Origin of the sequence: Kaistella sp. 97-N-M2 (assembly GCF_021513235.1) — a bacterium.
GTDB lineage: Bacteria > Bacteroidota > Bacteroidia > Flavobacteriales > Weeksellaceae > Kaistella.
On sequence record NZ_CP090976.1, the window covers coordinates 2,043,081 to 2,068,642 of the forward strand.

At 41.4% G+C, this 25,562-nt stretch carries 16 protein-coding genes, 3 tRNA genes and 1 pseudogene; 12 read left to right on the plus strand and 8 right to left on the minus strand.

Annotated elements, in window-relative coordinates; all coding sequences use genetic code 11:
- Window positions 1-7: 7 nt before the first annotated feature.
- Window positions 8-3,949, minus strand: coding sequence for a type IX secretion system sortase PorU (gene porU, locus L0B70_RS09565; RefSeq protein ID WP_235141577.1), 3,942 nt, complete (start codon window positions 3,947-3,949; stop codon window positions 8-10).
- 162 nt (window positions 3,950-4,111) lie between these two features.
- Here porU and gldJ point away from each other — a divergent pair, with 162 nt between their 5' ends.
- Together gldJ and murF are read left to right on the plus strand one after the other, a co-directional pair.
- A complete protein-coding gene (gene gldJ / locus L0B70_RS09570) occupies window positions 4,112-5,719 on the plus strand; it encodes a gliding motility lipoprotein GldJ (RefSeq protein WP_235141578.1) in 1,608 nt (535 codons plus the stop codon).
- Between the two features lie 64 nt (window positions 5,720-5,783).
- Window positions 5,784-7,058 carry a UDP-N-acetylmuramoyl-tripeptide--D-alanyl-D-alanine ligase gene (gene murF, locus L0B70_RS09575; RefSeq protein WP_235141579.1) on the plus strand — a complete coding sequence of 425 codons (1,275 nt, stop codon included), beginning with the start codon at window positions 5,784-5,786 and terminating at the stop codon, window positions 7,056-7,058.
- Here the strand turns inward: murF and L0B70_RS09580 are convergent.
- The gene (locus L0B70_RS09580; protein WP_235141580.1) at window positions 7,055-7,660 is read right to left on the minus strand and encodes an NUDIX hydrolase; all 606 of its coding nucleotides are present in this window, start codon (window positions 7,658-7,660) and stop codon (window positions 7,055-7,057) included. The genes murF and L0B70_RS09580 overlap by 4 nt on opposite strands.
- Window positions 7,661-7,693: 33 nt before the next feature.
- On the opposite strand from L0B70_RS09580, the gene L0B70_RS09585 reads away from it, so the two are divergent.
- Window positions 7,694-8,080 carry an SRPBCC domain-containing protein gene (locus tag L0B70_RS09585; RefSeq protein ID WP_235141581.1) on the plus strand — a complete coding sequence of 129 codons (387 nt, stop codon included), beginning with the start codon at window positions 7,694-7,696 and terminating at the stop codon, window positions 8,078-8,080.
- Window positions 8,081-8,135: 55 nt separating this feature from the next.
- Here L0B70_RS09585 and L0B70_RS09590 read toward each other — a convergent pair whose 3' ends face one another.
- The 4 genes from L0B70_RS09590 to L0B70_RS09605 form a co-directional block, all read right to left on the minus strand.
- Window positions 8,136-8,831, minus strand: coding sequence for an ABC transporter ATP-binding protein (locus L0B70_RS09590; RefSeq protein ID WP_235141582.1), 696 nt, complete (start codon window positions 8,829-8,831; stop codon window positions 8,136-8,138).
- 138 nt (window positions 8,832-8,969) lie between these two features.
- Window positions 8,970-9,043 (minus strand) — tRNA-Arg (locus L0B70_RS09595).
- 75 nt (window positions 9,044-9,118) lie between these two features.
- Window positions 9,119-9,193 (minus strand) — tRNA-Pro (locus L0B70_RS09600).
- Window positions 9,194-9,215: 22 nt separating this feature from the next.
- A tRNA-Ser gene (locus L0B70_RS09605) sits at window positions 9,216-9,300 on the minus strand.
- A gap of 135 nt (window positions 9,301-9,435) precedes the next feature.
- On the opposite strand from L0B70_RS09605, the gene L0B70_RS09610 reads away from it, so the two are divergent.
- From L0B70_RS09610 to L0B70_RS09625, 4 genes and pseudogenes are all read left to right on the plus strand, one after another.
- Window positions 9,436-10,464 carry an N-acetylmuramoyl-L-alanine amidase gene (locus tag L0B70_RS09610; RefSeq protein ID WP_235141583.1) on the plus strand — a complete coding sequence of 343 codons (1,029 nt, stop codon included), beginning with the start codon at window positions 9,436-9,438 and terminating at the stop codon, window positions 10,462-10,464.
- 146 nt (window positions 10,465-10,610) lie between these two features.
- Window positions 10,611-12,005: an aspartate ammonia-lyase gene (aspA, locus tag L0B70_RS09615; protein WP_235141584.1), complete on the plus strand. Its 1,395-nt coding sequence runs from the start codon at window positions 10,611-10,613 to the stop codon at window positions 12,003-12,005.
- A 54-nt stretch (window positions 12,006-12,059) separates the two neighbouring features.
- Window positions 12,060-14,929: pseudogene (locus L0B70_RS09620) on the plus strand (M16 family metallopeptidase).
- Window positions 14,930-15,028: 99 nt separating this feature from the next.
- Window positions 15,029-16,471 carry a hypothetical protein gene (locus L0B70_RS09625; RefSeq protein ID WP_235141585.1) on the plus strand — a complete coding sequence of 481 codons (1,443 nt, stop codon included), beginning with the start codon at window positions 15,029-15,031 and terminating at the stop codon, window positions 16,469-16,471.
- A gap of 266 nt (window positions 16,472-16,737) precedes the next feature.
- Here the strand turns inward: L0B70_RS09625 and L0B70_RS09630 are convergent, their stop codons facing one another.
- Window positions 16,738-18,879: a S46 family peptidase gene (locus L0B70_RS09630; RefSeq protein ID WP_235141586.1), complete on the minus strand. Its 2,142-nt coding sequence runs from the start codon at window positions 18,877-18,879 to the stop codon at window positions 16,738-16,740.
- 205 nt (window positions 18,880-19,084) lie between these two features.
- Between L0B70_RS09630 and L0B70_RS09635 the strand changes: the two genes are divergently transcribed.
- Complete coding sequence (locus L0B70_RS09635) at window positions 19,085-19,498, plus strand: hypothetical protein (protein WP_235141587.1); 414 nt, start codon at window positions 19,085-19,087, stop codon at window positions 19,496-19,498.
- 4 nt (window positions 19,499-19,502) lie between these two features.
- Window positions 19,503-19,973, plus strand: coding sequence for a hypothetical protein (locus L0B70_RS09640; RefSeq protein WP_235141588.1), 471 nt, complete (start codon window positions 19,503-19,505; stop codon window positions 19,971-19,973).
- A 100-nt stretch (window positions 19,974-20,073) separates the two neighbouring features.
- On the opposite strand, the gene L0B70_RS09645 is transcribed toward L0B70_RS09640, so the two are convergent.
- Window positions 20,074-21,210, minus strand: a complete 1,137-nt coding sequence (locus L0B70_RS09645) for an alpha/beta hydrolase-fold protein (RefSeq protein WP_235141589.1) — start codon at window positions 21,208-21,210, stop codon at window positions 20,074-20,076.
- Window positions 21,211-21,443: 233 nt separating this feature from the next.
- Here L0B70_RS09645 and glgB point away from each other — a divergent pair, with 233 nt between their 5' ends.
- The 3 genes from glgB (at window position 21,444) to L0B70_RS09660 (ending at window position 25,438) form a co-directional block, all read left to right on the plus strand.
- A complete protein-coding gene (glgB, locus tag L0B70_RS09650; protein WP_235141590.1) occupies window positions 21,444-23,489 on the plus strand; it encodes a 1,4-alpha-glucan branching protein GlgB in 2,046 nt (681 codons plus the stop codon).
- Window positions 23,490-23,532: 43 nt separating this feature from the next.
- A complete protein-coding gene (locus L0B70_RS09655) occupies window positions 23,533-24,939 on the plus strand; it encodes a glycogen synthase (protein ID WP_235141591.1) in 1,407 nt (468 codons plus the stop codon).
- A 127-nt stretch (window positions 24,940-25,066) separates the two neighbouring features.
- Complete coding sequence (locus L0B70_RS09660) at window positions 25,067-25,438, plus strand: potassium channel family protein (protein WP_235141592.1); 372 nt, start codon at window positions 25,067-25,069, stop codon at window positions 25,436-25,438.
- The last annotated feature ends 124 nt before the right edge of the window (window positions 25,439-25,562 follow it).

The following is a 25,562-nucleotide window of genomic DNA, read 5'->3' on the forward strand; positions in this document are numbered from 1 at the left end:
TTATTTTTTATTTTAATAGTACCATTTTTTCTACTGCTGTTGCGCTTCCTTTGCACTTGTCCTGATTTTGGCTTCTTGCGAATATTTTAAAAATATAGGTCCCTTTGCCCACTGCGTCGCCAAAATCATCTTTTCCATCCCATTCAATTGCCGTTCTTGGTGTTCTGAATCCCTGGAAGAAGGGTTCAGCGGTCACCATTGTGCTGATCGTTTTTACCAGTTTCCCGGTGATGGTGTAAATTTGAACATTCACGTCTAAAGTATCGTCGCAATTATGTTCAAACTGAACGTAAGTCTTATTGGTAAAAGGATTGGGCCAATTTAACAATTTATTAACGATTAAATTTTGATCACTTTCGTCCTTAACTACAAAGTTTAACGTTTCTGTTGTCGAATTATTGTTGATGTCCCAAACTTTAAAGGTAAGCTGGTGAGCGCCCGGTGCTAAGTTACGGAAGGGATAATTGACGTTTCCTTTCTGATAATCTTTTAAACCTGCACTTGAACATCCGTTGCCGTCGCCCGAGAAGTAAAAGTCGTTCAAAACCGTGGTATCGATAATTTTACCGTCCAAAACAACCGTAATATCATGGCCGATACCGGAACCTGTGGAGTTAATTCCCTTATCATCGGTTACACAGGCCAAAAGCAAAGGGTTTTGATCGGTGATGCCGCCATCGGCAAAATTGGTGTTATTCATGTACAGCTTTACGGTCGGTGGCGTGTTGTCGTTGATGCCATCGGGGTTGATGCCGCCCACTTTTTGAAGTTGATTGTTGAAAACATCTGTCACTTTGTTATCGGCATAAACCAGTATACGGCCGTCACCTATTTCGTAGTTGATATCTTTTGGAACATAAAATTCAACGTTGAAAACCCCATTCACGGCTTGTCCGGAAGATTTTACGATAGGTCCGTTTTCTTCGGTATAAGTAAGCACGGGATTTAATTTGGGCTCGTTATCGTTATTCAGGGTTTTCTTGGTGAGGCGTTTGTCAAAAATATTAACGGCAACTCTTCCGTTGAAATTTTCGTCAAGAGTACCGTCGGACTTGTTGATGTGCCCTTTAACTTCTACAAAATCCAGTGCACGCAACTGACCGGGCACAGGCGACACCACATTATCGACGACAAGATTTCTTCTTGGTCGGCTCAGTTTAGTCGCGGGATCTCCCAATAAGTTCACCTTTAAATGGTCGGCAAACGGACCTTTTTCTGCTTTAGCTTTCAAAAATGCATCGCCAAAGTTGATGAAGTCGTCGTCAACCAAATCAAAAACGTGGCGCGTAAAAATTTTGGTAAAATCTTCGCCGTAGCCCACCCCGATTGCCCGGCTGGACGTCAGCATCATCGCAGCACCGCCCTGCTTCGATTTTATAACCTGTTCGCCGGCGGAAAACGTTGCAGGATCGTCCCACAGGGTAAATTCGCACGTAATGGTAGAAATGAGAGGAAAGCGGGAATAGACGTTATTAAAATTATTAAAATTCTGAATTTCATCGATGGTTAAAACACGCTCCTGCGCCCAGCCGTTAATACCGCCGTGCCCGAAATAAAATAAATACAAACTGTTCCCAACATCATTGGCGATGGCCTGGTTCACCTGTGGGTAACGTTGGCCCCCCGCGGAAGTTTGTGCGGTAAAAGCATCGAGGTAAAGCTTTCGAACATTGTACTCGTTCCTCTCTGTTCCAATTTCAAAAGAGGTCGCGATGGCCTGGTTCATTGTTTCGTGGAAAGGAAAACCTACACGGACACCATTAGAGAAAGATACATTATCGGCATCATCATCAACCACAAAATCCAGTTTCATGCGCCATTCTCCAAAAGGAGAGGATTGGCCGGGAAGTGCATTATTGTAGGCCAGCGCTTTATCGATAAGAAGTTTTGCCTCGGAAACATTCGCCGCAGGCAGTCTGCCAATGGGCAGATCGGGAAGAGTCTGTGAAAGACTGATGGCACTTGCTGCCTGTGGTGCGGTCATCACAAAATAATCATCGCTCACGAAGGAAGTGGAGTAGTCGCCGCTTTCTTCACTTTCAAAGGAGGGAATAATGTCGGACCCGGGATTATTTTTACCTTTATAATCATAAGATGTATCGCCAAGGATGAAAACATATTTGAGCTTTCCCTTGGGCGTGTTAAGCCTGGTCGCAAAATCCCGGATTGCGGTAATATCTTTACCGCCGCTGCTGAACTCATTATAGATTTTATTTACATCTACAACCGCAACATTGTACTTGTCCTTATAGAAGTTGGCGAGTCGCTGTGCATTTCCCATCATCTGCGGAACGGTGATCATCAAATAGTCAATATTTTGGAGGCCGGATAAATCCTGATTTTCAATTTTTCCCACGAATGTCGGGGCAAAGGCTTCACTGCTTTTAAAGGCTACAAATTCGTTAACAAAAGTATTGTTGTTGGCCGTATACCCAAACGCAAATACTGAGCTTGAGCCTGATTTGTTTACTTTTCTGGTAGCATTGGTGACATCCGAAACTTCCCAAATCTGCTCCACTGCGGTGGCATCGGACATGCTAAAGGTGTACGTGTTTCCGCTTCCTTCCGCGATTCCGTAACTGCGGAAATTCATTTGGCCGTTATTGAACTTTAAATCCTCTTTATATTGAACTTCGGCATAGTCGAAATAAAATTTGCCGTTCGGGTTACCACTTGTGATGGGCACGTAGTTGAAAGTCAGTGTATTGCCCTGTAGGTTCGTAACGGTATTATTGTTATTATTGGCGGGATAACTTACCGGTACATATTCCTTTTTATTATCGGAAGGGATTGAAGTCGTTATGGGATTGGCATTGTTCAGATTAATGGTGACCTTGTTTCCATTGGATTGGTAAGCGACCACCCGTGACCGGTACCGAATTACGTCTGTTGGTTGAATTGGAGATTTTGTAGTGAAAGAAACTGATTTCGAATCGGAAAAGGAGTCGCCCGTCCAAATTCTGCCAATCTTCATTAGATTGAATTTCTCTTCATTTATAAACTGATATTCGTCGTACCGATTGATGATCGTACCATTCGCTGCTTCATCACTCTCCTGAATTCTTTTGCCCGGACCGACATCAAAGTTGATGAAGTAGTACGCAAAATCATCATATATATTGATGAAATTAGCAGATCTTTCTGTTCGTGTCTCAATTCTTCTGTTACCGCTTCCGTTTACGCCTCCAGTATTATATAGATTGTAGCCGTTCGGCCCCTGTGCATAAAATAAAGCGTAGTCATCGTCATTCCAAACACCGTCGTCTTCGCCCACCAACTGAATGGCATCCTCCTGAAGCGCAGAATACCTCGTATCTAAGTTGTGCTCGGGTAACATTAAGCCGCCATTGCCATAAATTCTGAAGTTTTTCGGGTTCACGTTCGAAGGATTAATGCCGTTATCGCGTAAGAATTTGGCAGTAACTTTAAAAACGCCGCTTTTGTCGACTTTAATTTTATAAAAAGTACCTGATTTCAAGGGATTTTCCGTGCTTCCGACCTTTCCGTTGATGGGCGTTGAAACCGGAGATTTTCCCGCGCTCATGATGGTGAAAGAGACCAATCTGTAAATGTTCTGCTTTTCAAATTTTAATGCAGACACCCTTATATTGGTCGTCTTTTCCTGCGTGTAAGGATTCGTATAATAGCTGATCTCGGATTTTTCCTCCGTGGGAATGCTGGAGGCATCAACATCAAAAATTTCTTTGTTAGTAACTCTTTCCCAAACCACGTTTGATATTTGTTGAGTGGTCCCCGAATTTTTTGCGGTGTTCCGAAAGTAAACCGATCCGTCTTCAAAAGCAAAACCGTCGTTTTTAAAGGAAGGGACGGTTGTTTTATAGTTTCCAAAATCAATAATTTTGCTGCCTTCCCATTGGATGTTAATGGTTTGCGAAGAAATGCAGGTAGAAAATAAACTGATGAGGACAAGGGTTAAGATGCGTTTCATTTGTGGTGTAATTTCACGGTTACAAATTAAACGAAAAATAATAAATAATAATATGGTGCAATAAAATTTAATTGTTAACGTTTTCCAAAAAAATCAATATTATAATTTGATTTATTAGATTATTTCTTTTTTCTTTGTGCTTTGATAAATTCTTGATAGACTATGAACAAAATTAAGTTGTTTTCGATAATAATGCTGAGTTCCACTATTTTACTAATGAGCTGCGGCGGTGGCAGTGGTAGTAAGAAAGGAGGTGGTACCAAGCGTTTCACCAGTAAAACCGGATGGAAGCCAAATGATCAGAAAGGATGGTTTTTTACCGGAAAACAGCAGAAACAAAAGGGATGGCCGGGCATGGTATATGTTGAAGGAGGAACCTTTACCATGGGCGCGGTGAAAGATGATGTAATGCACGACTGGAACAATACACCGAGAAGAATGCAGGTGAGTTCTTTCTTTATAGGTGAAACCGAAATTACCAATTACGAGTACAGAGAATACGTTACATGGCTGAAGTTCGTTTTCCCGCCCTCCGATCCCAGCTTTAAAGAAATTTATAAAGGAGCCCTTCCCGATACTTTAGTTTGGAACAATAAACTTTCCAGAAACGATTTTGCCGAAACTTATTTCCGCCGCCCAGAATACGATTACTATCCTGTAGTAGGCGTTTCTTGGTTACAGGCTTCCAGATATTGCGATTGGTTAACAGACCGCGCGAACGAGAAAGCCTTAATGGAGCAGGGCGTTATTTCTAAAGATTTCTATACCAATGATGCCAATAATCAAGGTTCAAATTCCTTTAACTTAGATAAATTCAAGGCTAATGATCCGGAAATGGAAGCCTATGTAAATACCGAAAGACTTAAACAAAAATCCGGGATTAAAACATCAAACCAAAGAATTGTGGCAGCAAACCGAAACGCCGCAGCTGGTGTTGTCGAAAAATTCCGACTTCCAACAGAAGTAGAATGGGAATTTGCCGCCTTGGGAATGCAGAAAGAACGAGAATATAATCTTTACACCAATAAACAGCCCCAAATTCAACAGTTGAAAGGCACCAAAGGACGGGACCGTGGGATGTATCTTGCCAACTTCAAACAAGGAAGTGGTGATTACTCCGGTGTTGCGGGGTGGAAAAATGACGGTTCGCCGACCACTGCGGATGTTAAACAATATCCGTCCAATAATTTAGGGATTTACGGAATGTTTGGAAACGTAGCCGAATGGACTGCCGATGTTTACAGACCGATTATTGACGAAGAAGGAAGTGATTTCAATTATTACCGGGGAAATATGCCACAGGAAGTAGTGAAAAATGCTGACGGAACTTATAAGAAAATTGACGCCGCGAAATACGACACGCTTTCCGATGGAAGATTAGTATATAAAGGTCTACCGGGACAATACGAACGTGAAACAGTTGCCGACAACAGAAACTTTAGAGACGGTGACTTCCAGTCTTCGCTGGATGCGGGTTATGGTAGGGCTGAAGACAGCACTACTGCAGGTTACAACATGTACAATTCCGAGAAAAAACGCTTTATAGTGGACGAAAGAGGAAGAGTGGTTTTACAAAAAGACCCGATTTCCAGAACAACCCGAATTTCGAATGAAGTACGTGTTATTAAAGGAGGTTCCTGGTTAGATGGCGCTTACTGGCTGGATCCGGGACAAAGAAGATTCCGTGACGAAGGAAAAGCTTATGGTTGGGTCGGTTTCAGGGTTTCCCAGGACGCCAAATCCACCGGAAAAGGTAGAACAAAAAGATAATTTATATTTTAAAATATTCTCTAAATCCTTCTGTATTTGCAGAAGGATTTTTTATTTTTGACAGATGAATGCAGCCTCGTTTTATCCCCTTTTTTTAAACTCAGAAAAAGTAACCATCGACAATCGCAAGGTTGAAAAAAATGATATTTTCTTTGCCTTTTCCGGCGAAAAATATAACGCCGCAACCTTTGCAGAAGATGCAATCGATAAAGGTGCTCTTGCCGCGATTGTGGAACAGAAAGAATTTGAAAATACAGAAAGAAACATTTTTTATGTTCCGTCAACACTCGATTTTTTGCAGGAATTGGCTGTTCTTCACCGCAACCATCTTACCATTCCGATTATCGCGTTAACGGGAAGCAACGGGAAGACTACGACGAAAGAAATCATTCATGCGGTTTTGTCGCAAAAATATAATGTTCAGTATACCTTTGGAAACCTGAACAACCACATTGGCGTTCCTTTAACTTTACTTTCAATCAAGCCGGCGCACCAAATGGCGGTGGTTGAAATGGGTGCCAATCATCAAAAAGAGATCGAGTTTTTATGCAGGTTAACGCGGCCAACTTTAGGTTATATTACCAATTTCGGCAAGGCTCACCTTGAAGGTTTCGGTGGGATAGAGGGTGTTATCGAAGGCAAATCGGAAATGTACCGTTATCTTCTCGAAAATGCTGAAACTGTTTTGGTGAATGAGAACGATCCCATTCAGGTAGAAAAAACGCAAGGTTATTCCAATAAAATTACGTTTGGAAAGGAAACTTCTGAATTTTATTTTGAAGAATTTTCCCACGAAAATTTTGTGGGTTTAAGTTTTAAAGGAAGCAAGGCTCAATCGCAGTTAACCGGAAGTTATAATTTTACAAACCTTTGCGCCGCCGCAAGTTTAGGTCTTCATTTTAATGTTGAATTTGAAGACATCAAAAATGCCATCGAAAATTACGTTCCTACCAATATGAGATCACAGGTCCTGGAAAGAAACGGGAAAGTTTTTGTCCTTGATACCTACAATGCCAACCCAAGTTCGATGGCCGAATCGCTGAAGAATTTCAGCCGGTTTACGGGCTCAAAAACAGTTATAATTGGCGATATGCTCGAATTGGGTGAGGAATCTGAAAACGAACACCAAATGATTCTGGATCTCGCTCAAAGCCTCGATTTTGAGGAGATCATCACAGTAGGAAGTCACTTTAAAAAAGTGAACACGACATTTCATACGTATAAAGATTCCGCAGAACTGTCTGCAGTTTTAGAAAACAACAGAATTACGTCCAAAAATATTTTACTGAAAGCATCGCGCGGTATTGCGCTGGAACAGATATTAAACTTTATTCCTTAATTCAACACCCAGTAATCATCCAGGATTAATTTAATATTGTTGAAGGTCATGGGCAGCACGTCGGTGGAGATGGCATCGGCATTTTTCCAGGACACTTCCGAAATTCCTTCCTCTATCTGGGGTATCGGCGTTTCATCCCCTAAATAATTAATGCGGAACCAGTACGTTGTTTTCAGAATTTTTTCACCGTTCCGTTCGGTGTAAATGTGAAAAGTATTGTTAATGAATTCCTCTAAAATAAGTTCCTTCAAGCCCGTTTCTTCTTCAATTTCGTGCAAGGCCGCCTGCTCCAGAGATTCTCCTTCCTCTACTTTTCCTTTCGGTAAATCCCATTTCCCAAGTCTGCGGATAAAGAGAAGATCACCATTTTGGTTTTTCACGATGCCGCCGGCTGCTTCAATAACTTTAAACATATGCGTGAAGTCTTCCCAAATTTCGTCGATGTTTTCGCCGTAAACATTCATCTCCGGGCACGATGTGTTTTCCAAAAGATCAACAGCAATCTCCAGACTGGCAAATCCTTCGAAGCGCAGGTTTTTTTCCATGTTTTCCGGATACTTACTTAACGTTAACCTTTTTTCATTCACAAAAACTTTATACATTTGTAATGTTTTAAATAATACAAAAATATAAAAATGAATCTAGAAGGACGCAAGATTGTTGTTAATAAATCAGCCGACGAGTTGGTGAATCTTTTAAAAAATCCGGAAGACTATAAATCGTTGATGCCGGAATCTCTGCAAAGTTTTGAAGTCCGCGACAATGGTTTTAAATTCAGTTTGAAAGGAATGCCCGAAATTGCCTTGAAAATTGAAGAGGTAACCGAAAGTCAGGTTATTTTAAAATCGGCGAGTTCCAGCTTAGATTTTACGCTGAAAGGCGCGATGAACGCGATCAATGAAACCCAAACTGAAGTTCAGTTGCTTTTTGAAGGAAAATTTAATCCTTTCATCAAAATGATGGTCGAAAAACCCTTGCAGAATTTCATGAATTCCCTTACCGATAATATCGAGAAGATCTAAAATTGCTCAAATAGTTTTAAAAAGTCCTGAAATAATAATCTATTTCAGGACTTTTTTATTGCGTATAGCCCGCGAAGGCTTCTTCCAAACTGCCGTACCTGCCTTTAAAATCTTCAATATTAGAATCCTGAAGGATTTTTCCCTCGTGGATTAAAATAACGCGCGAACAAAGCGCTTCTACTTCCTGCATGATGTGGGTGGAAAGAATAATGGTTTTCTCTTTTCCGATTTGCTTAATAACATTTCGAATTTCGATGATCTGATTGGGATCCAGACCATTCGTCGGTTCATCTAAAATTAAAAGATCCGGTGAATGCAGGATTGCCTGCGCGAGCCCGACTCTTTGCTGATATCCTTTGGACAACTGCGAAATTTTCTTCGATTTTTCGGGCGTAATTCCTACCAAATCGATCACTTCCTCAATTCTCTCCTTTGAAATTTCATGCAGATCTGCCACGAAACTCAAATACTCTTTTACATACATTTCAGCGTAGAGGGGATTGTTTTCGGGCAGAAAACCCATTCTTTTCTTCGTGGCGATCTCATCCTCACGAATATCTTTTCCGTCGAATAAAATTTGGCCTTCATCAATTTTCAGCACGCCCACAATCGATTTCATCAACGTTGATTTTCCCGCACCGTTGGGCCCCAGCAGCCCAATAATCTCGTTAGTGTTGATGTCGATATTAATTTGGCGCAAAGCAACCTGCTCTCCAAATTTCTTCGTTAAATTGATAATTTGTAATGGCATGAAATTGATTTGATAGGGTGCAAATTTAGGAATTTGGCGAGACTTTCTTTCAGTTTTTAAATTCAAAATACATAAAGCCTATCCGATATTTTTAAAATTTAAACAAAAAAAAACTTCACCAAATGATGAAGTTTTAAGTGAGCGCGCCAGGATTCGAACCTGGGACCGTCTGCTTAGAAGGCAGATGCTCTATCCAGCTGAGCTACGCACCCATTGTTGGGATTTATACACCTTTGGGAAGATGATTTTTAAAAAAAAGAAAACTCTCGAAAGAGTTTTCTTTTAAGTCGGGGCGGCAGGATTCGAACCTGCGACCTCCTGGTCCCAAACCAGGCGCGATGACCGGACTACGCTACGCCCCGAGTAAAATTGTTCTGAAGGTTGCGGAGGGTGTGGGATTCGAACCCACGCGACCCTTGCAGGTCGACAGTTTAGCAAACTGCTCCATTAACCACTCTGGCAACCCTCCTTTTGCAATGCTTTTTTAAGAACTTCTTTTCTGTAATTGCGAGTGCAAATATAAAATAGTTTTCACTACTAACCAAAAGTTTTTACTTATATTTTTTTGTATTTTTGGATCATAATTAAATTAAACTACTTAAAAATGCGTAAATCGTTATATCTCATAGGATTAAGTTTTCTGGTAATTTCCTGTGGTTCTCAAAAAAATATTCAGAAAGTTGCACCAAAACCGAAACCGCCTGCTGCAACCGTTTCTACGAAACCAAAACCGCCCGTTCCAACGCGCCCCAATGCCGAAGTTAAACATGAAGGTAAAAATGAATTTTATAAGGTAAATATCGCCGACGCGGCCAAAAACGACAATACCATCAGTTACGGATCGATCGTTAGTGCAAATCCCGCGGGATATAAAGTGGTTAAGACTTATTTTCCGTCCATTGGACAAAACTTCCGCCAGAAATACATCATTTTGCATTATACTGCCTTAGATGACGATAAATCGGTAATTGTTCTTACGCAACAATCCGTTAGCGCGCATTATCTGGTTAATAATCTTGATGACCGCGAAATTTACCAGTTGGTGGACGAGAACAAAAGATCCTATCACGCCGGAATCAGCCAGTGGAGAAATGATAAAATGCTAAACGATACTTCCATCGGAATCGAAATTGTGAATGGCGGATATGTTACCGATTCGACCGGAGTGAAAATTTTTCCCGAATTTGATGAGGCGCAGATTAAAAAAGTGGCCGCTTTGGTAAAAGATATTGCCACGCGTTATATGATTCCCGCAACGAACATTTTGGGACATTCTGATATTGCACCCACAAGAAAACAGGATCCCGGACCAAAGTTTCCCTGGAAAAAGCTTTACGACGACTATCAGGTTGGTATGTGGTATGACGACGCCACAAAGCAGGGTTTTTCGGACATGACGGATGCAGATGTTTTTGCCATGCAGATGGCCAGTCCACAGTTTATATTTAAATATCAAACGGCGCTGAGAAATTTAGGATACGGTATCGAGCCTTCCGGCACTTACGATGATGCTACAAAGAAAACCATCGAGGCCTTTCAGTATCATTTCCGTCCGGAAATGTACGACGGGATGATGGATGTGGAAACCTGGGCCATTCTACAGGCCTTAAATCAAAAATATCCTTCGAAATAAACTGCTTCAAAAAATTTAAATAGAAAAATTATTTTAATATAAATCTACAAGCGGGCGATCCAGATCGTCCGTTTTTTATAGGATTAAAAAGACTTCTCATTTTACAGTCCGACAAATAAACCTTAACTTTTCAACAAATTATTTTTATGGAAAATTTCAGAGATGAAAGTGATTTGCTAGGCACGCTACAGGTTCCTGCAAATGCATATTATGGCGTTCAAACCCAAAGAGCGATCGAAAATTTTAAAATATCCGGTCAGTATCTTTCTTCCTATCCGCACTTCATTAAAGCTTTGGCGATGGTGAAAAAAGCGGCGGCCAAAACGAATTACGAATTAGGTCTGTTGGAAGATAATTTATATAAAAAAATTGCGGAAAGCTGCGATGATCTGCTTGCGGGAAAATTCCACGAAGAATTTCCTATAGACATGATTCAGGGTGGCGCAGGAACTTCGGTAAATATGAACGCGAACGAAGTCATTGCCAATATTGTTTTAGAAAAATTAGGCAAGGAGAAAGGCGATTATCAGTACTGTTCGCCCAACGACCATATCAATTTATCGCAGTCTACAAATGATGCTTACCCAACGGCCATAAAGATGGCTCTGCTGCACATGAACAGGGAACTGGTGGAGAAACTGAAGAAAACCATCACTGCTTTTCGCCAAAAAGGTTTAGAATTTCAAGACGTCATCAAAATGGGACGAACACAGCTTCAGGATGCTGTTCCCATGACGATGGGCCAGGAATTTGAAGCCTACGCGGCAACTTTGGAAGAAGATATTTCCAAACTGAACAATAACGCGAATCTTTTTGTAGAGATCAACATGGGTGCAACCGCCATTGGGACGGGACTTAACGCTCCTGTTGGTTACGCTAATCTTTGTGCGAAAAACCTTGCTCAAATTACGGGTTATCCCATCATTTCTTCCCCCAATTTAGTTGAAGCTACGCCGGACACGGGATCTTATGTGATTTATTCCTCTGCAATGAAAAGACTTGCCGTAAAGCTGTCTAAAATCTGTAATGATTTACGATTGCTTTCATCCGGGCCACGGGCAGGATTTTTCGAAATTAATCTTCCGCCAATGCAACCCGGATCCTCCATTATGCCCGGGAAGGTTAATCCAGTCATTCCCGAAGTGGTGAATCAGGTTTGCTATAAAGTCATCGGCAACGATTTAACGGTCACTTTTGCTGCCGAAGCCGGACAGTTGCAGCTGAACGTCATGGAACCGGTTCTTTGCCATTCGATCATGGAAAGCAATATGTTTTTAGGCAACGCTTTAGATACACTGCGTGAAAAGTGCATTACCGGAATCACCGCCAATAAAGAAATTTGCCTTAATATGGTAAAACACAGCATCGGCATTGTAACAGCATTAAATCCATACATCGGCTACAAAAATTCAACGGAAATCGCAAAAGAAGCCTTGGAAACAGGGCAAAGTGTTTACAATTTGGTCCTGGAAAAAGGCATGCTTTCTCAGGAAAAACTGGATGAAATTCTGGACCCAAAAAACATGCTGAAACCTCATTAATTCTGGAAACAGTTATTATTTTTAACCAAATTCAATTAAAAAGCAGGAATCTTCATGACGAAAGACCAAGAACAGGAAACCCAAATACTGACCGATAAAGCAGGATATTCTTACGAAAGAGTTGCCGATGATAAAAACGGGGTGAGAATTTACACCTTGAAGAATGGTTTAAAGGTTTACCTCGCCCAAAATTTCGATGCTCCGAAAATTCAAACCTACATTCCCGTAAGAACCGGAAGTAATAACGATCCAGCCGATAATACTGGTTTGGCGCATTACCTGGAGCATATGATGTTTAAAGGAACGTCTAAATTGGCCTCGGCAGATTGGGCGAAAGAAAAGCCGCTTTTGGATGAAATTTCCGCGCTTTACGAAGCCCATAAATTGGAGCAGGATCCGGAAAAAAGAAAGTTCTTTATCACCAGATCGATCAGGTTTCTCAGGAGGCCAGCCAATACGCTATTGCGAACGAGTATGACAAAGCGATTTCCTCTTTGGGCGCGTCGGGGACGAATGCGCACACGTGGCTGGACGAAACGGTTTATAAAAATAACATTCCGAATAATGAGCTGGAAAAGTGGCTTAAAATTGAGAAAGAGCGGTTTTCTGAGCTGACCTTGAGATTATTTCATACGGAACTCGAAGCCGTTTACGAAGAATTTAACCGCGCGCAGGATAACGATGCCCGACTCGTGAATTACGAACTGATGGATGCGCTTTTTCCGACACATCCCAACGGTCAGCAAACCACGCTGGGAAAATCGGAACATTTGAAAAATCCCTCGATGGTGGCGATCCACAAATATTTTGATGAATATTACGTGCCCAATAATTATGCGATGGTTTTGGTAGGAGATCTGGATTTCGACAAAACGATTCAGCTCGTTGACCAGTATTTTGGAACGTTTAAATACCGCGAACTCCCGAAGAAGGCAAAGATTATTGAAGAACCGATGGAAAAGATCGTGGAAAGAACTGTAAAAAGTCCCTCCACCGAACGTTTACAGATGGCCTGGAGAACAGATTCTTATGGAACCCGCGAGTCCAGGTTGGCAGATATGGTGGCCAATATTTTATCTAATTCCGGCGAATCGGGGCTTATCGATTTGAATATCAATCAAAGTCAGAAAGCTTTGCGTGCCTTGGCATATGCCTCGGCTTTCAAAAATTACGGTACTTTTTCTCTGGTGATCGTTCCAAAAAATGATCAGTCTTTGGAGGAAGCCAAAGAGTTGTTATTGGAGCAAATAGATCTTGTAAAGAAGGGCGATTTTGCCGAATGGCTTATCCCGGCAATCATTAACGACATGAAAATTCAGCAGCGGAAAGCCTTCGAAACTGCCGATGGTTTAGCAACCATGCTTTACGGAACATTTATCAACGACCAGAAGTGGGCAGACGAACTGAACGAAATTGAAGAATATGCAAAAATCACGAAAGACGACATCGTACAATTTGCAAACGTTTTTTTCAAAGATAATTACGTCGTTATCAAAAAAGAAAAAGGCATTAATGAGGAGCTGATTCGTGTGGAAAACCCTGGGATTACACCCATTAAACTAAACAAGGATGCGCAGTCGGACTTTTTAAAAGATATATTAAAGGAAAAATCACCCGAGATTGAACCCAAATTTATTGATTACGGAAAATCCATTGAGACGACGGAAATTGCGGGGAAAAAAGCGAGTTTTGTCGAAAATCAGTACAACGACATCGCGCAGGTTTACTTTATTTTTCCGTTCGGAAGTGATCACGACAAAGAACTTGGTCTGGCAACGCAGGTTTTACAGTATTTGGGAACGGGGGAATACAGTGCCGATGAACTTAATCAGGAGTTTTTTAAATTGGGCATTTCCAATGATTTCCGAACCACGGCGGACCAGCTGATGATTTCTCTGCGAGGTTTAGAAGAAAATATGCCAAAAGGAATTCAGCTTTTAAAAAACTGGATGCAGCATGCAAAGCCGGATCAGGAGGTCTACGAAAAAAATGTACAGATCATTCTTGAAGGCCGGGAAGTGGCGAAAAAGGATAAGGGCCGAATTATGGCAGCGCTTTCCAGCTATGCGAAATTTGGGAAAGAATCCCGCTTTACCGATGTGGTTTCCAAACAAAGACTAAAGGAAATTCAGTCCGAGGAAATGACGCAGAAAATTCAGGATCTTCTTTACATGCCGTACGAAATTTTCTTTTATGGAAATGATTTCACTAAATTCCAGGAGGAGGTAAAAAGCTTCGTGGAAGCGGAGAAATTTGCAGTACCACCAAAGAAAAAATACGCAGAACCAGCCACAGCGGGTAAAGTGTATTTTACGACGTACGACATGGTTCAAACGGAAATGAGCAAAATTGCGAGGGGAAAGAACGTAAATCTGAAGAATTTTGGAAAAATTAATGTTTTCAACGAATATTTCGGACGCGGACTTTCGTCAATTGTATTTCAGGAAATTCGGGAGAGCAAAAGTTTGGCGTATTCCGCCTACGTTTCCTACGCAACAAATGCGAGATTGAACCATCCGGATTACATAACCACGTACATCGGCACGCAGGCCAACAAACTTGCTCTCGCCGTGCATGCGATGGATGAATTGATGGCAGACCTGCCGCAGGTTCAAACGCAGTTCAACAACGCGAAAAATTCCGCCTTAAAACAGATCGCCGCCGCACGCGTAAACCGAACCAATATCTTCTTTAATCATCTGAATCTGCAGAAATTAGGAATCGATTACGATATCCGAAAAGATATGTACGAAGAAATTCAAAATCTAACTTTAGCAGATCTCACCGTTTTCTACGATACCGAGATGCGACCATTACAATACAATACCGCCATTATCGGAAAAAAAGAAAACCTCGATGTGCAGGCCCTGAATAAAATGGGCGACTTCCACGAACTTGATCTGGAGGAGATTTTCGGATATTAAAATAAGACTGTTCATAGAGCGAAAATTTTTCGCTCTATTTCTTTTATTGAATCACTTTATACTTTACTTTTAATTATTTCGTTAAGAAATAAACAAAGGGTGCGTTCCATCTCTTCCGCCATATTTTTGCTGATATTATTTCCTGACTTTTTCTTTGCTCAGGAAAATTTAGCTTTTAGGAATGATCGCTTCAGCGGAATTAATGCTGCCACAATTTCTCCCACACAACCTTTTTTAAATCCCAATCCATGGGACGTTAATCTCTTTTCAGAAGATGTTTTTCTGCAAAATGATTATGCCTACATCTCCGATCAGAGTTTTTTAGGGCTTCGGAACGCAGAAATTAAATCGGTAAACCATACCAAAAATATCAATGGAACAAACACTTCGAATGTTTTGGATTTTTATAACAGCGATTTCGGGAATTATCATTTTTCCTCCGATATTTTGGGACCTTCGTTCAGTTTAAAAACGAGCATCAAAGAAAAAGTTTTCAGCCTCGGATTATTTTCGAGATTACGAACACAAACTTCTGCACTGGATGTTGATAATTATTTGAAATTCAGCAACCAGCGTGTAACGGAGCCGGAAAACTATGCGCTTCAGCCCTTCCAAATTAACCTGATGAACTGGGGAGAAATTGGGTTAAATCTTGGAACGGAAATTTTTCCTTACTCAACATATCAGTGGATTATTGGCGCGAATCTTAAATACGAAATAGGTTTCGACGCGCTGCAGATCAGGAGCCGGTCTGCTTTGAATTTGCAAAGAACAACTGAAGAGGTTGCCGGCGTTGAAAAGAAAACCATTTATGCGTCGAAGTACGATATTGAAGCCGATTTTGCCACAAACTATAATTTTGAAAACGATCGGTACGAATTAGAGCAGCTGGGCAAAGGTTTCGGTTTGGATTTTGGAATTGCCGTCGTCGATCCCATGGAAGATTCGGAGGATTATTATTTTAAAGCCGGCCTAAATATTTTAGATGTCGGTAAAGTGAATTTTGCGGGTGAGCGACATGTTTTTCAGGGCGGTTCAGTTAAAATAGTTAATAATCCCAATTTGGATAATACGAAATTCGACAGTCCGCAGGAGTATCTCCATGTTTTAAGCAAGGAAGTTTATGGTGATGAAAACGCTTCATTACAGGGAACAGATTTCCAAATCGGTTTGCCCACCAGTCTTCATCTGAATGTGAGCAGAAATGTGGGCGCGCACCAATATCTTAGTGCAGATCTGATTCAGAGGATGCCGATTTTCGAAAACTCGCTGAAAAGAAGTAATATATTTAATGTTTCCTACACGGTGCATAAACCTGTCGTGGGCTATGGCGTCTCTGTTTCGCTGTATGAGTACCAAAATTTGCAGTTTGGTGGCTATGTTCGTCTCGGACCCTTAATTTTGGGAAGTTCCAATGTTTTTCCTTTATTCTTCAAACAGAAAAAGTTGCACGCCGGCGATTTTTATATTGCTGTAAAAATCTATCCTTTTTGGGACAGCGAGATGAAAAGGCACCGCCGTGCGGACTGCAATTGCGATTAAACGCTGGCCATTCGGGCAGATTTTAAAAACATTAGATGACTTTGGGTGTTTTTACGCTTGCCTGCGCGGCTGGTTTTGATGATATTTGTAAAGCAAAACAGAAAGCATTTGAATGACGTTCTGCTAAAAAATATAAACTAAAAACCATGAAGACGCATAACTCCGGAAATAAGTCCGGAGTTTTTTGGTGCCCATTATTAAAAAATCCCGTGAAAAATTTTCACGGGATTTAAAGTTTAAGCTTTCGAAACACAATACTAAGAGTGTTATTTTACAATTTTCATCTCCTTGATCAGCCATTTTGCATCGGCATATTTATCAATGATGAAAAGAATATACTTCGTGTCGACCATAATATTTCGGCTGAAACGCGGATCGAAATTAATGTCACTCATCGTTCCTTCCCACTGTCTGTCGAAGTTAAGCCCGATTAAATTTCCGTTCGCATCCAAAGCCGGACTTCCGGAATTTCCGCCGGTCGTATGGTTGGTTGCCGTGAAATTTACCGGAACATCGCCCGTTTTATCTTTATAAATGCCATAATCTTTCGTGTTATAAAGCTGAATTAATTTTTTCGGAACATCAAACTCATAATCTCCGGGAACATATTTCTCCATAATTCCCGCGACGTGCGTTTGGTAACCATAACTAACGGCGTCACGAGGTTCAGAACCTTTAACTTTTCCATAAGTTACGCGAAGGGTAGAGTTGGCATCCGGAAAGAAAACGCGGTCCTTATCCGTTTCCATTTGCTGCGCCATGTATTTCTTCTGAAGAACGTCGATCTGATTTTGATAATCTGTAAACTGAGCGTCCGTGGTTTTCATATAGGTTTGTCTGAAATCCGTAAACAGTTTCATCAAAGGATCGCTTTTCAAATTTTTAACCAAAGCATTTTGATCTGCAAAAACCTTATCGATATCGGAATTTGTTGTGGCTCCATTTAAAGTGCCGCGGCCTGTAATCACAGAGTTTTTAGACCATTTTTCAATCGTGGAAAGATTGGTGTTTTCGTTTTTATATTGATCGAAACCTGCTGGTAAAAACTGTTGCTGGGTTTTGTTTGCATACAAAGCCAGGAGTTTCGCAGTCACTTTCGCGTCCAGTTCGCCATCGTAATTTTGATAAATTCCTGCCAGTCTCGATTTGAAATTATCTGCGGTTTTAGCATCCATTTTCCCCGCTTCTGCCGCTTGCAGATAGTTATAGAAATAATTCGCCAGTGTAAGAGTTTCCGCATTACGCACGGTCTCCGAATAAAAAGCTTTATTCAGGGTGAAGCGCGCTTGCTCGGTGTAAAGCCGGTTCAGTTCTTCTAGAGTTGGTTTGATCTTTGGGTTTTTTGTGATCAACATCTGCTCGTAAGCTTTCTTTTTGCCTACCGCATCCGATTTTTTCAGTCCTTCCACTTCGCCGATCCATTTCTTCCAGTAATTTGCTACAGAGGCATACTTTGCGGCGTACTTAAGATGCGTCTCTGCGTCGGTACGCATTTTTTCGTCTAATGTTTTCAGCGCTACTTCGCGCACCGCGATCATGGTGGGATCTGTTTCGTTCATCACCTTTTCGACTGCGATTGCGGGTAAATATTCAGTTGTTCTTCCCGGAAATCCAAAGACGAAAGTGAAATCGTTTTCCTGTTTATCTTTAATGGAAACCGGCAAAAAGTATTTTGGTTTGTACGGAATATTGTCTTTGGAATATTCTGCGGGTTTGTTGTCTTTATCCGCGTAAATTCTGAACATCGAAAAATCTCCCGTGTGCCGTGGCCAAACCCAGTTGTCGGTATCCGACCCAAATTTACCGATGCTTTGTGGTGGCGCGCCAACCAAACGGATGTCTTTATAAGTCTCGATAAGGTAGGCGTAATATTTATTGCCGTAATACATAGGTTTTACAACCACCTTTTGCCAGGGGTCTAATTTAAAGGTTGCTTTTACCGCTTCAATATTTTTATCGATAAGTTCTTGCGAAGCTTTATCATCTAAATTCTGCGTACCTGCTAAAACCTGCGCCGTAACTTCTTTGATGTCCGCTATGAAATCGACGGTTACGCCCGGATTTGGAAGTTCGCCGTTCATATCTTTCGCCCAAAAACCATCGCTTAAATAGTCGTTTTTCACGGTCGAATGTTGTTGAATTTGGCCGAAACCGCAATGATGATTCGTTAACAATAAGCCTTGCGGCGAAATAATTTCAGCCGTGCAACCCCCGTTGAACTGCACTACAGCGTCTTTTATGCTGGGTTTTGAAGGATCGAAAATCTGTTTGGCAGAAATCTTCATTCCCAAATCTTTCATTTCTTTTTCATTAAGCTCTGTGGGAATCCACATTCCGCCGTACTGTTGCGCGAAAGCCATTACCGCCGGAAACAAAACTGCCGAAAGTAAAATATGTTTTCTTTTCATTTTAAAAATTTGCCCTAAAAATAGGCAAAATTAGGCAATGGGAGAAGCATAATGGTGGGATTTTGTCATTTACCGCGAAAGCTTTTGCGAAACGGTCTAGATTTTAAATATCAAAAAGAGAACAGATTATAAAAAGTTTGTTTTCAATTTCCTCATAGTTTTTAGGAGGGTATAATTTTTGACTACCTTTATTTTAAAATAATCTATGGAGCTCTCTCACCAGTTAACATGGCTTTTTGTGCTAGCAATTCCCATTGCCTGTATCGCCTGGACCGTTACACATGAAGAAATCTTTAAGGAGGCAAGAGACTATTGTACAGACCGATCTCAGAATTGCAAACGCCTGATCGGGCGAAAATTTTTCTACCTCTTTACCTGCGAATATTGCTTCAGCCACTATGTTACGGCGGTTGTTTTGCTCATTACAAAGTATAAACTACTCTTGGACGATTGGCGCGGCTATTTGATATCATTCTTTGCCCTTGTATTTATCGCGAATGTATATATGAGTCTGTTCGCCTACCTGCGGCAGAGTTTGAAAAGTGAAAAAATTGAAGCTAAACTGAAAGACAATGAATGGCACGAGATAAAAGAAGATATAACAACAAATAAAAAATAATATTATGAAAAACACGGAAAGACTTCAAAAATACGAATTCGAAGACTACACCATTATCACCAATTTTGAGACTTTTAATGAGGCTGAGGTTTATGCTTCCGAAAAAGGCGGAGAACTGGTAGAAGTTGGTTTTACCGATGGCGCCGATAATCCCCTGTCCAACACGGCGGGAAATTTAATTAGGGATGGAAGAACTTTTCGAGTGGGACTGGATCCGGAATACGAAGTTTTGTACTCCGATGATCCGAGATTTCAGGAAATGGCAGAAACGGTCCTCGAGAACATGAAAGAAAAAGAAAACGACGTCGCGCCGGAAGATTGGATCTCGGATCAGAATATCGCAACAGGCGACCGAATTATCATCGTAAAAAATGGGGAAGTGAATACCGTTACGACGAGAGAACGAATTAAGTATCTCATGCGCGGAAATGTATATGAACTCGCAGTGAAGTTAATGAACAGGAACATCGATTAATTATTTTTCAGGCTGAATTTTTCGGCGGCGGCGAAGCCGCCGCCGATTTTTTTTCAAGGATATTGCCCTTACACAGGAATTTGAAACAATTTCTGAGTCCTTAAATCCCGCTCGTTTCGTTGCGAATTAATTGCGCCTTCGTCGCCAGCTCCTTCGGATCTTCCTGCGTATCATAGAAAAGCCATTCTACCGCCCGCGGAAACTCCTGCGACCAGTAAAATTCCTGATGTTTTCCTTCGTCGTTCGTGCTGATTTTAAATTCAAATTGAAGCGAATGCGAACTTTCCCAACCTTCCATCGTTTTTTCAAAAAGTTCCATTCGTTCCGTCATTTGCGAGCCTTCCAGTTCGCCCCCGTAAAGGTAAACTTTGATGTCGTAAGGATTTTTAAAATTCATCTGTGGATAATTATTCTCCGGATTTACCCATAAAGACGGCGAAAAGATCATGAGTTTCGAATAAACCTCCGGATACAGAAAACCACTGTAAATGCTGATGAGTGCGCCTAAAGAACTTCCGCCAATTCCGGTAAACTCTCTTTCGGGTTTCGTGCGGTACACCGAATCAACATAAGGTTTTAAAGTGTCTGCCAAAAAACGGATGTATTTTTTTCCCTCTGCGTTTTCGGTGATGGAATTGTAATCCAAAACGTATTCTTTAATGCGGTCTTCGCTGCCGTTTTCGATTGCGATGATAATCACATCGCCTCTTCCGTATTCTGCCAGGATCGACATTTTCTTATCGATTTCCCAGTTTCCAAAGGCTGATCCTTCGTTGAAAAGGTTTTGCGCGTCCTGAAGGTAAAGTACCGGATAATCTTTTGTAGTCTGGTGATAATTGTAGGGTAGCAGTGCCCAAATTTTTCGCGTCCTGTTGAGCTGCGGGATAAAAAACTTCTCCGAAATTATTTCTACAATCGGAAAAAATTCTTCTTTAAAAGGCCCCCAGTTCACCCGCCATCTTTCTACTTCATCCTCTTTTTCGGTCTCGCTTTTCAGCGCTTTTCGGTTTGGAGTGATGTTTCCGAAACGGTCGATTTCCACGTTTCCCCAACCGCCACGCGTATATTTGTATTCAATCTTTTCGGGCAATTTTTTAGCGTCGATTTCAATGCTGTACAGGTTTTCTTCTGCGGGTTTCAATTCGTAAATCGAATCTTTGGGATTCCATTTATTAAAATTTCCGGTGATGAAAACCGGTCTCTCGTCCTCTTCATGGGATAGCATCGTAAATTTCATCGCTTTATCGTCGTTTTTTCAGGGGTAAAATTAAGCAAATTAATTCATACGCATTTAGCGTAAGACGGGAGAGAAAACCGAAATAAAAACACAAATTTTAAATTTTTTGGCGCGAAGAATTTCATCATTCATAAGAAATCGGCAGTTTTTTCTTTTTATTTTAAATATATTTGAAGTACATAATGGTAATGTAGAAAACATTCCACAATTTAGCTCCTGAAAATCCTCTCAATATGGAAAATGTTCTTCCGCACTCGCTGTTTACCGACCACGACATTTATCTTTTCAAAGAAGGAAAACATTATAAACTTTACGATAAATTTGGCGCGCACACCACTGAACTCAACGGACAGAAAGGTACCTATTTCGCCGTTTGGGCACCTTTCGCAAAAAACGTCTCGGTAATTGGCGATTTTAACAATTGGCACTCTGAAACGCATTCACTCTTTCCGCGCTGGGACAGCTCCGGCATTTGGGAAGGTTTTATTCCGAACCTGGACTGGGGAACAATTTACAAATACGCAATCCGTACGAACAAAAATATCTTGCTGGAAAAAGGAGATCCCTTTGCGCTGAGTTGGGAACAAAACGTGCAGGCAAGCTCCGTAATTTCAACAACCTGGTACGAATGGGACGACGAAAACTGGATGGCAAACCGCTGGAAAAAAAACAATCTCGCCGCACCAATTTCGGTATACGAAATGCATTTAGCTTCCTGGATGCGTGGCGTCGATCATCCCGAAAAATTTTTCAGTTACCGCGAAATTGCCGAAAGACTTGTGCCTTATCTAAAGGAAATGAATTTCACGCATGTCGAATTGATGCCCGTGATGGAATATCCTTACGATCCGAGTTGGGGTTACCAGGTCACCGGATTTTTTGCTGCAACCTCCCGCTTTGGGTCGCCACAAGATTTAATGTTTTTGATTGATGAGCTTCACCGGAATAATATCGGTGTGATTCTCGATTGGGTGCCCTCTCATTTTCCCGGTGATGCCAATGGTCTGCACTTTTTCGACGGTACTTTTCTTTATGAACATGAAGATCCGCGAAAAGGTTTTCATCCCGACTGGAAATCCTATATTTTTAATTATGGCAGGCCCGAAGTGAAATCTTTTCTAATTTCGAACGCTATGTTTTGGCTCGACCGGTATCATGCCGACGGTTTACGCGTAGATGCCGTGACGTCCATGCTGCATCTGGATTATTCCAGAAACGAGGGCGAGTGGGAACCCAATATCGAAGGTGGAAATGTGAATTTGGAAGCAAAACTTTTTCTGCAGGAATTTAACACCGCTGTTTACAAAGAGTTTCCCGATATCATCACGATCGCGGAAGAAAGTTCCGACTTTCCTATGCTTACCAAACCGGTGCACGACGGTGGGATCGGCTTTGGCATGAAGTGGATGATGGGTTGGATGCACGATACTTTAAAGTATTTCAAGGAGGATCCGATCAGCCGAAAATATCTGCACAACAAGATCACGTTCTCCTCTATGTACGTGTTTAATGAAAATTACATGATGCCGCTTTCCCACGATGAGGTGGTACACGGAAAAGCAAGTTTAATTTATAAAATGTTTGGCGACGAATGGCAAAAGTTTGCCAATCTGCGGGCGTTGTACACGTACATGTTTACGCATCCGGGCGCGAAACTTCTTTTTATGGGTGATGAATTTGGGCAAACCGCCGAATGGAATTTTACACAAAGCCTCGATTGGCATTTGCTGGAGCATTCAATCCATAAAGGTTTACAGAAGTTTGTGAAAGATCTGAACAAGTTGTACACCACCGAAACTTCCCTCTACGAAAACCAGTTCAAACCAGCCGGGTTCGAATGGGTAGAGGCCAACGACGATAACAATTCGATCTTTATTTATTTGCGGAAAGGAACAAAGGAAAACGATGTTACAATGACGGTCCTGAATCTTACTCCACGAGTTTTCGATTATAAAATTGGTGTAAATGAAGGCACGAACTGGGAAGTAATTTTAAATTCGGACGACGAAAAATACGGCGGAAGCGGCGTAAAAGCAAATATTGTGGATGAAGAAGATGACGAGTGGATGTACCGCGCCAACGCCATAATTTTAACATTGCCGCCACTTGCGGGCGTTGTTTTAAGACAGAAAAAAAACGCCACAACAGCGAAAGATAAAAAATCACATTTGGTGCAAGAACCTTTGGAGAAAAGTAAACCGAAGACCGCATCGAAAGGTAAAGAGTTGCCGAAGAAAAATTCGCCGAAAAAAAGTAATAAATTAAACACCCGATACTAATGCTGCCGTTTTTGTTTGAATGTGAACCCCTGAAAAATTTTATATGAAGATCTTTAACCTTTCCATGGAGTGCTACCCCGTTGCAAAAGTAGGTGGACTTGCCGATGTAGTGGGAGCATTACCCAAATATCTGAATAAAATCGAAGGCGTGGAAGCCAGTGTAATAATGCCTTGGTATAATAAACCCTTCGTGCACAACCACGAATTTGAGGTTGTTTTCGATGGTCGGATTCACCAAAGTGTGCATATGTTCCAGGTGCAGGTGATGAAGGAAAAAAGTCAGTCTTTGGGATTTGATTTGTATCTGGTTAAAATTCCGGGGCTTCTGGACCGTGATAACCCTTATGGATACTGGGACGAAAGTCAGCAGTTTCTGGCTTTTCAACATGGCGTTCTGCATTGGCTTTCCGCCATGCAAATTCGTCCGGATATTTTGCACTGTCACGATTATCACACGGGCTTGGTTCCTTTTATGATCGAAAACTGTCCCGAATTTAATTTTTTAAAAGGCGTAAAAACGATTGGTACCATTCACAACGGCGAATATCAGGGACAAATGCGTTGGGATATGGCGAATTATATGCCGTGGTTTTATGGCGAGCAGTGGGGTCTTTTAGATTGGGCGGGTTACATCAACCCTTTAGCAACCATGATCAAATGCTGTCACGCCTTTAACGCAGTTTCAGATGGTTATATGCACGAGCTTTTTCAGAGTTTCCGCGGTTTGGAAAGTCTTGTGCAACAGGAAGGCGCCAAAGCCTATGGAATTATTAACGGCATCGATACTGAAGTTTGGGATCCCAAAACCGATGCTTTTCTCGATTTTAATTTTACGAAAGAAAATGCCTTCGAAGGAAAGCGGAAGAATAAAAAGTCCCTCTGTGAAGAGTATGGCTTAAATCCCGAACTGCCCTTATTCAGTTTTATCGGCAGATTTGCCGGGGAGAAAGGGGCAGATTTACTTCCCGAAATTGTTCGCAAAAGCATTCAGGAAACCAACGGTTCCCTAAATATTATAATTTTGGGCTCGGGCGAAAAATACATCGAAAACCACTTGGCTGAACTCAGTTCCACTTTTTCAAATTTCGCTTTGGATCTGGGGTATAAAGAGCATTTGTCCCACAAAATTTATGCATCTTCAGATTTTCTCCTCATGCCTTCGCGAGTGGAGCCGTGTGGACTGAATCAAATGTATGCCATGCGGTACGGAACTGTTCCTATCGTGCGCTACATCGGAGGTTTGCGCGATACGGTAGAAGATATCTCTACCGGCGGAAGTGGTATTAATTTCGGAAGTGCCACCGCAAACGATACCGTAGCTGCAATGCACCGCGCCCTGCATATTTATCATGAACCTGGTTTGATGGAGAAACTCGTGCAATCCAATATGAATTTCAATTTTTCCTGGGAAAATTCCGCGCAAAAATATCTGGAATTGTATAAAAGGTGAGTTGATGTGAACATGAACCTTATTCAATAAAAGTTGTAGAAGTTGATTTTAAAAACTTAAACCCATTGTGGTTGAAAGGAAAAATTCAGCCTAAAAAATGGTACTTTTACCGCCTTAATAAAATACCATGCTTGTACCAGAACTTCGCGCTTTTCTAAGAGAAAAAAGATACCGCTATCTCAGTATCACCACTTTGGCCGTTTTAATTATCGGTATTCTGGGCTATCGTCTGCTCGAGGGTTGGAGTTGGCTCGATTGTATCAACTACGCAGTATCAATAATGGTTACCACGGGCAATGCCGAAGTATATCCACATTCTGAGTGGGGAAAAGTATTCAACGTTTTTTACATGATTTTAAGTGTTCTGCTTATTTTGTTTTTCGTGAACACGTTGCAGCAGCATTTTCACGAAAGCAGACAATCTGGGATCTTAAGACGCAAACGTCACCGCAAAATCATCGACAAGAAGATGGATGACCAGACCAGCACCGACGAATAAAAATTTACTGAAAATTCCTGTTTTTTCTAAATTGTTCCTTTCTATTTTGTGATTTCTAAAGACTGCGGTTTTTCGTTCCGGAGAAATTCTCTCCCTCGAAAAAGCGATTATCGTACGTATTAAT

Coding starts and splice junctions, on each gene's coding strand:
- murF (WP_235141579.1), top strand. CDS start 5,784: ATGAATGCAGCCTCGTTTTATCCCCTTTTTTTAAACTCAGAAAAAGTA.
- glgB (WP_235141590.1), top strand. CDS start 21,444: ATGGAAAATGTTCTTCCGCACTCGCTGTTTACCGACCACGACATTTAT.
- L0B70_RS09580 (WP_235141580.1), bottom strand. CDS start 7,660: ATGTATAAAGTTTTTGTGAATGAAAAAAGGTTAACGTTAAGTAAGTAT.
- L0B70_RS09645 (WP_235141589.1), bottom strand. CDS start 21,210: ATGAAATTTACGATGCTATCCCATGAAGAGGACGAGAGACCGGTTTTC.
- aspA (WP_235141584.1), top strand. CDS start 10,611: ATGGAAAATTTCAGAGATGAAAGTGATTTGCTAGGCACGCTACAGGTT.
- L0B70_RS09655 (WP_235141591.1), top strand. CDS start 23,533: ATGAAGATCTTTAACCTTTCCATGGAGTGCTACCCCGTTGCAAAAGTA.
- gldJ (WP_235141578.1), top strand. CDS start 4,112: ATGAACAAAATTAAGTTGTTTTCGATAATAATGCTGAGTTCCACTATT.
- L0B70_RS09660 (WP_235141592.1), top strand. CDS start 25,067: ATGCTTGTACCAGAACTTCGCGCTTTTCTAAGAGAAAAAAGATACCGC.
- L0B70_RS09610 (WP_235141583.1), top strand. CDS start 9,436: ATGCGTAAATCGTTATATCTCATAGGATTAAGTTTTCTGGTAATTTCC.
- L0B70_RS09590 (WP_235141582.1), bottom strand. CDS start 8,831: ATGCCATTACAAATTATCAATTTAACGAAGAAATTTGGAGAGCAGGTT.
- L0B70_RS09585 (WP_235141581.1), top strand. CDS start 7,694: ATGAATCTAGAAGGACGCAAGATTGTTGTTAATAAATCAGCCGACGAG.
- porU (WP_235141577.1), bottom strand. CDS start 3,949: ATGAAACGCATCTTAACCCTTGTCCTCATCAGTTTATTTTCTACCTGC.
- L0B70_RS09640 (WP_235141588.1), top strand. CDS start 19,503: ATGAAAAACACGGAAAGACTTCAAAAATACGAATTCGAAGACTACACC.
- L0B70_RS09635 (WP_235141587.1), top strand. CDS start 19,085: ATGGAGCTCTCTCACCAGTTAACATGGCTTTTTGTGCTAGCAATTCCC.
- L0B70_RS09630 (WP_235141586.1), bottom strand. CDS start 18,879: ATGAAAAGAAAACATATTTTACTTTCGGCAGTTTTGTTTCCGGCGGTA.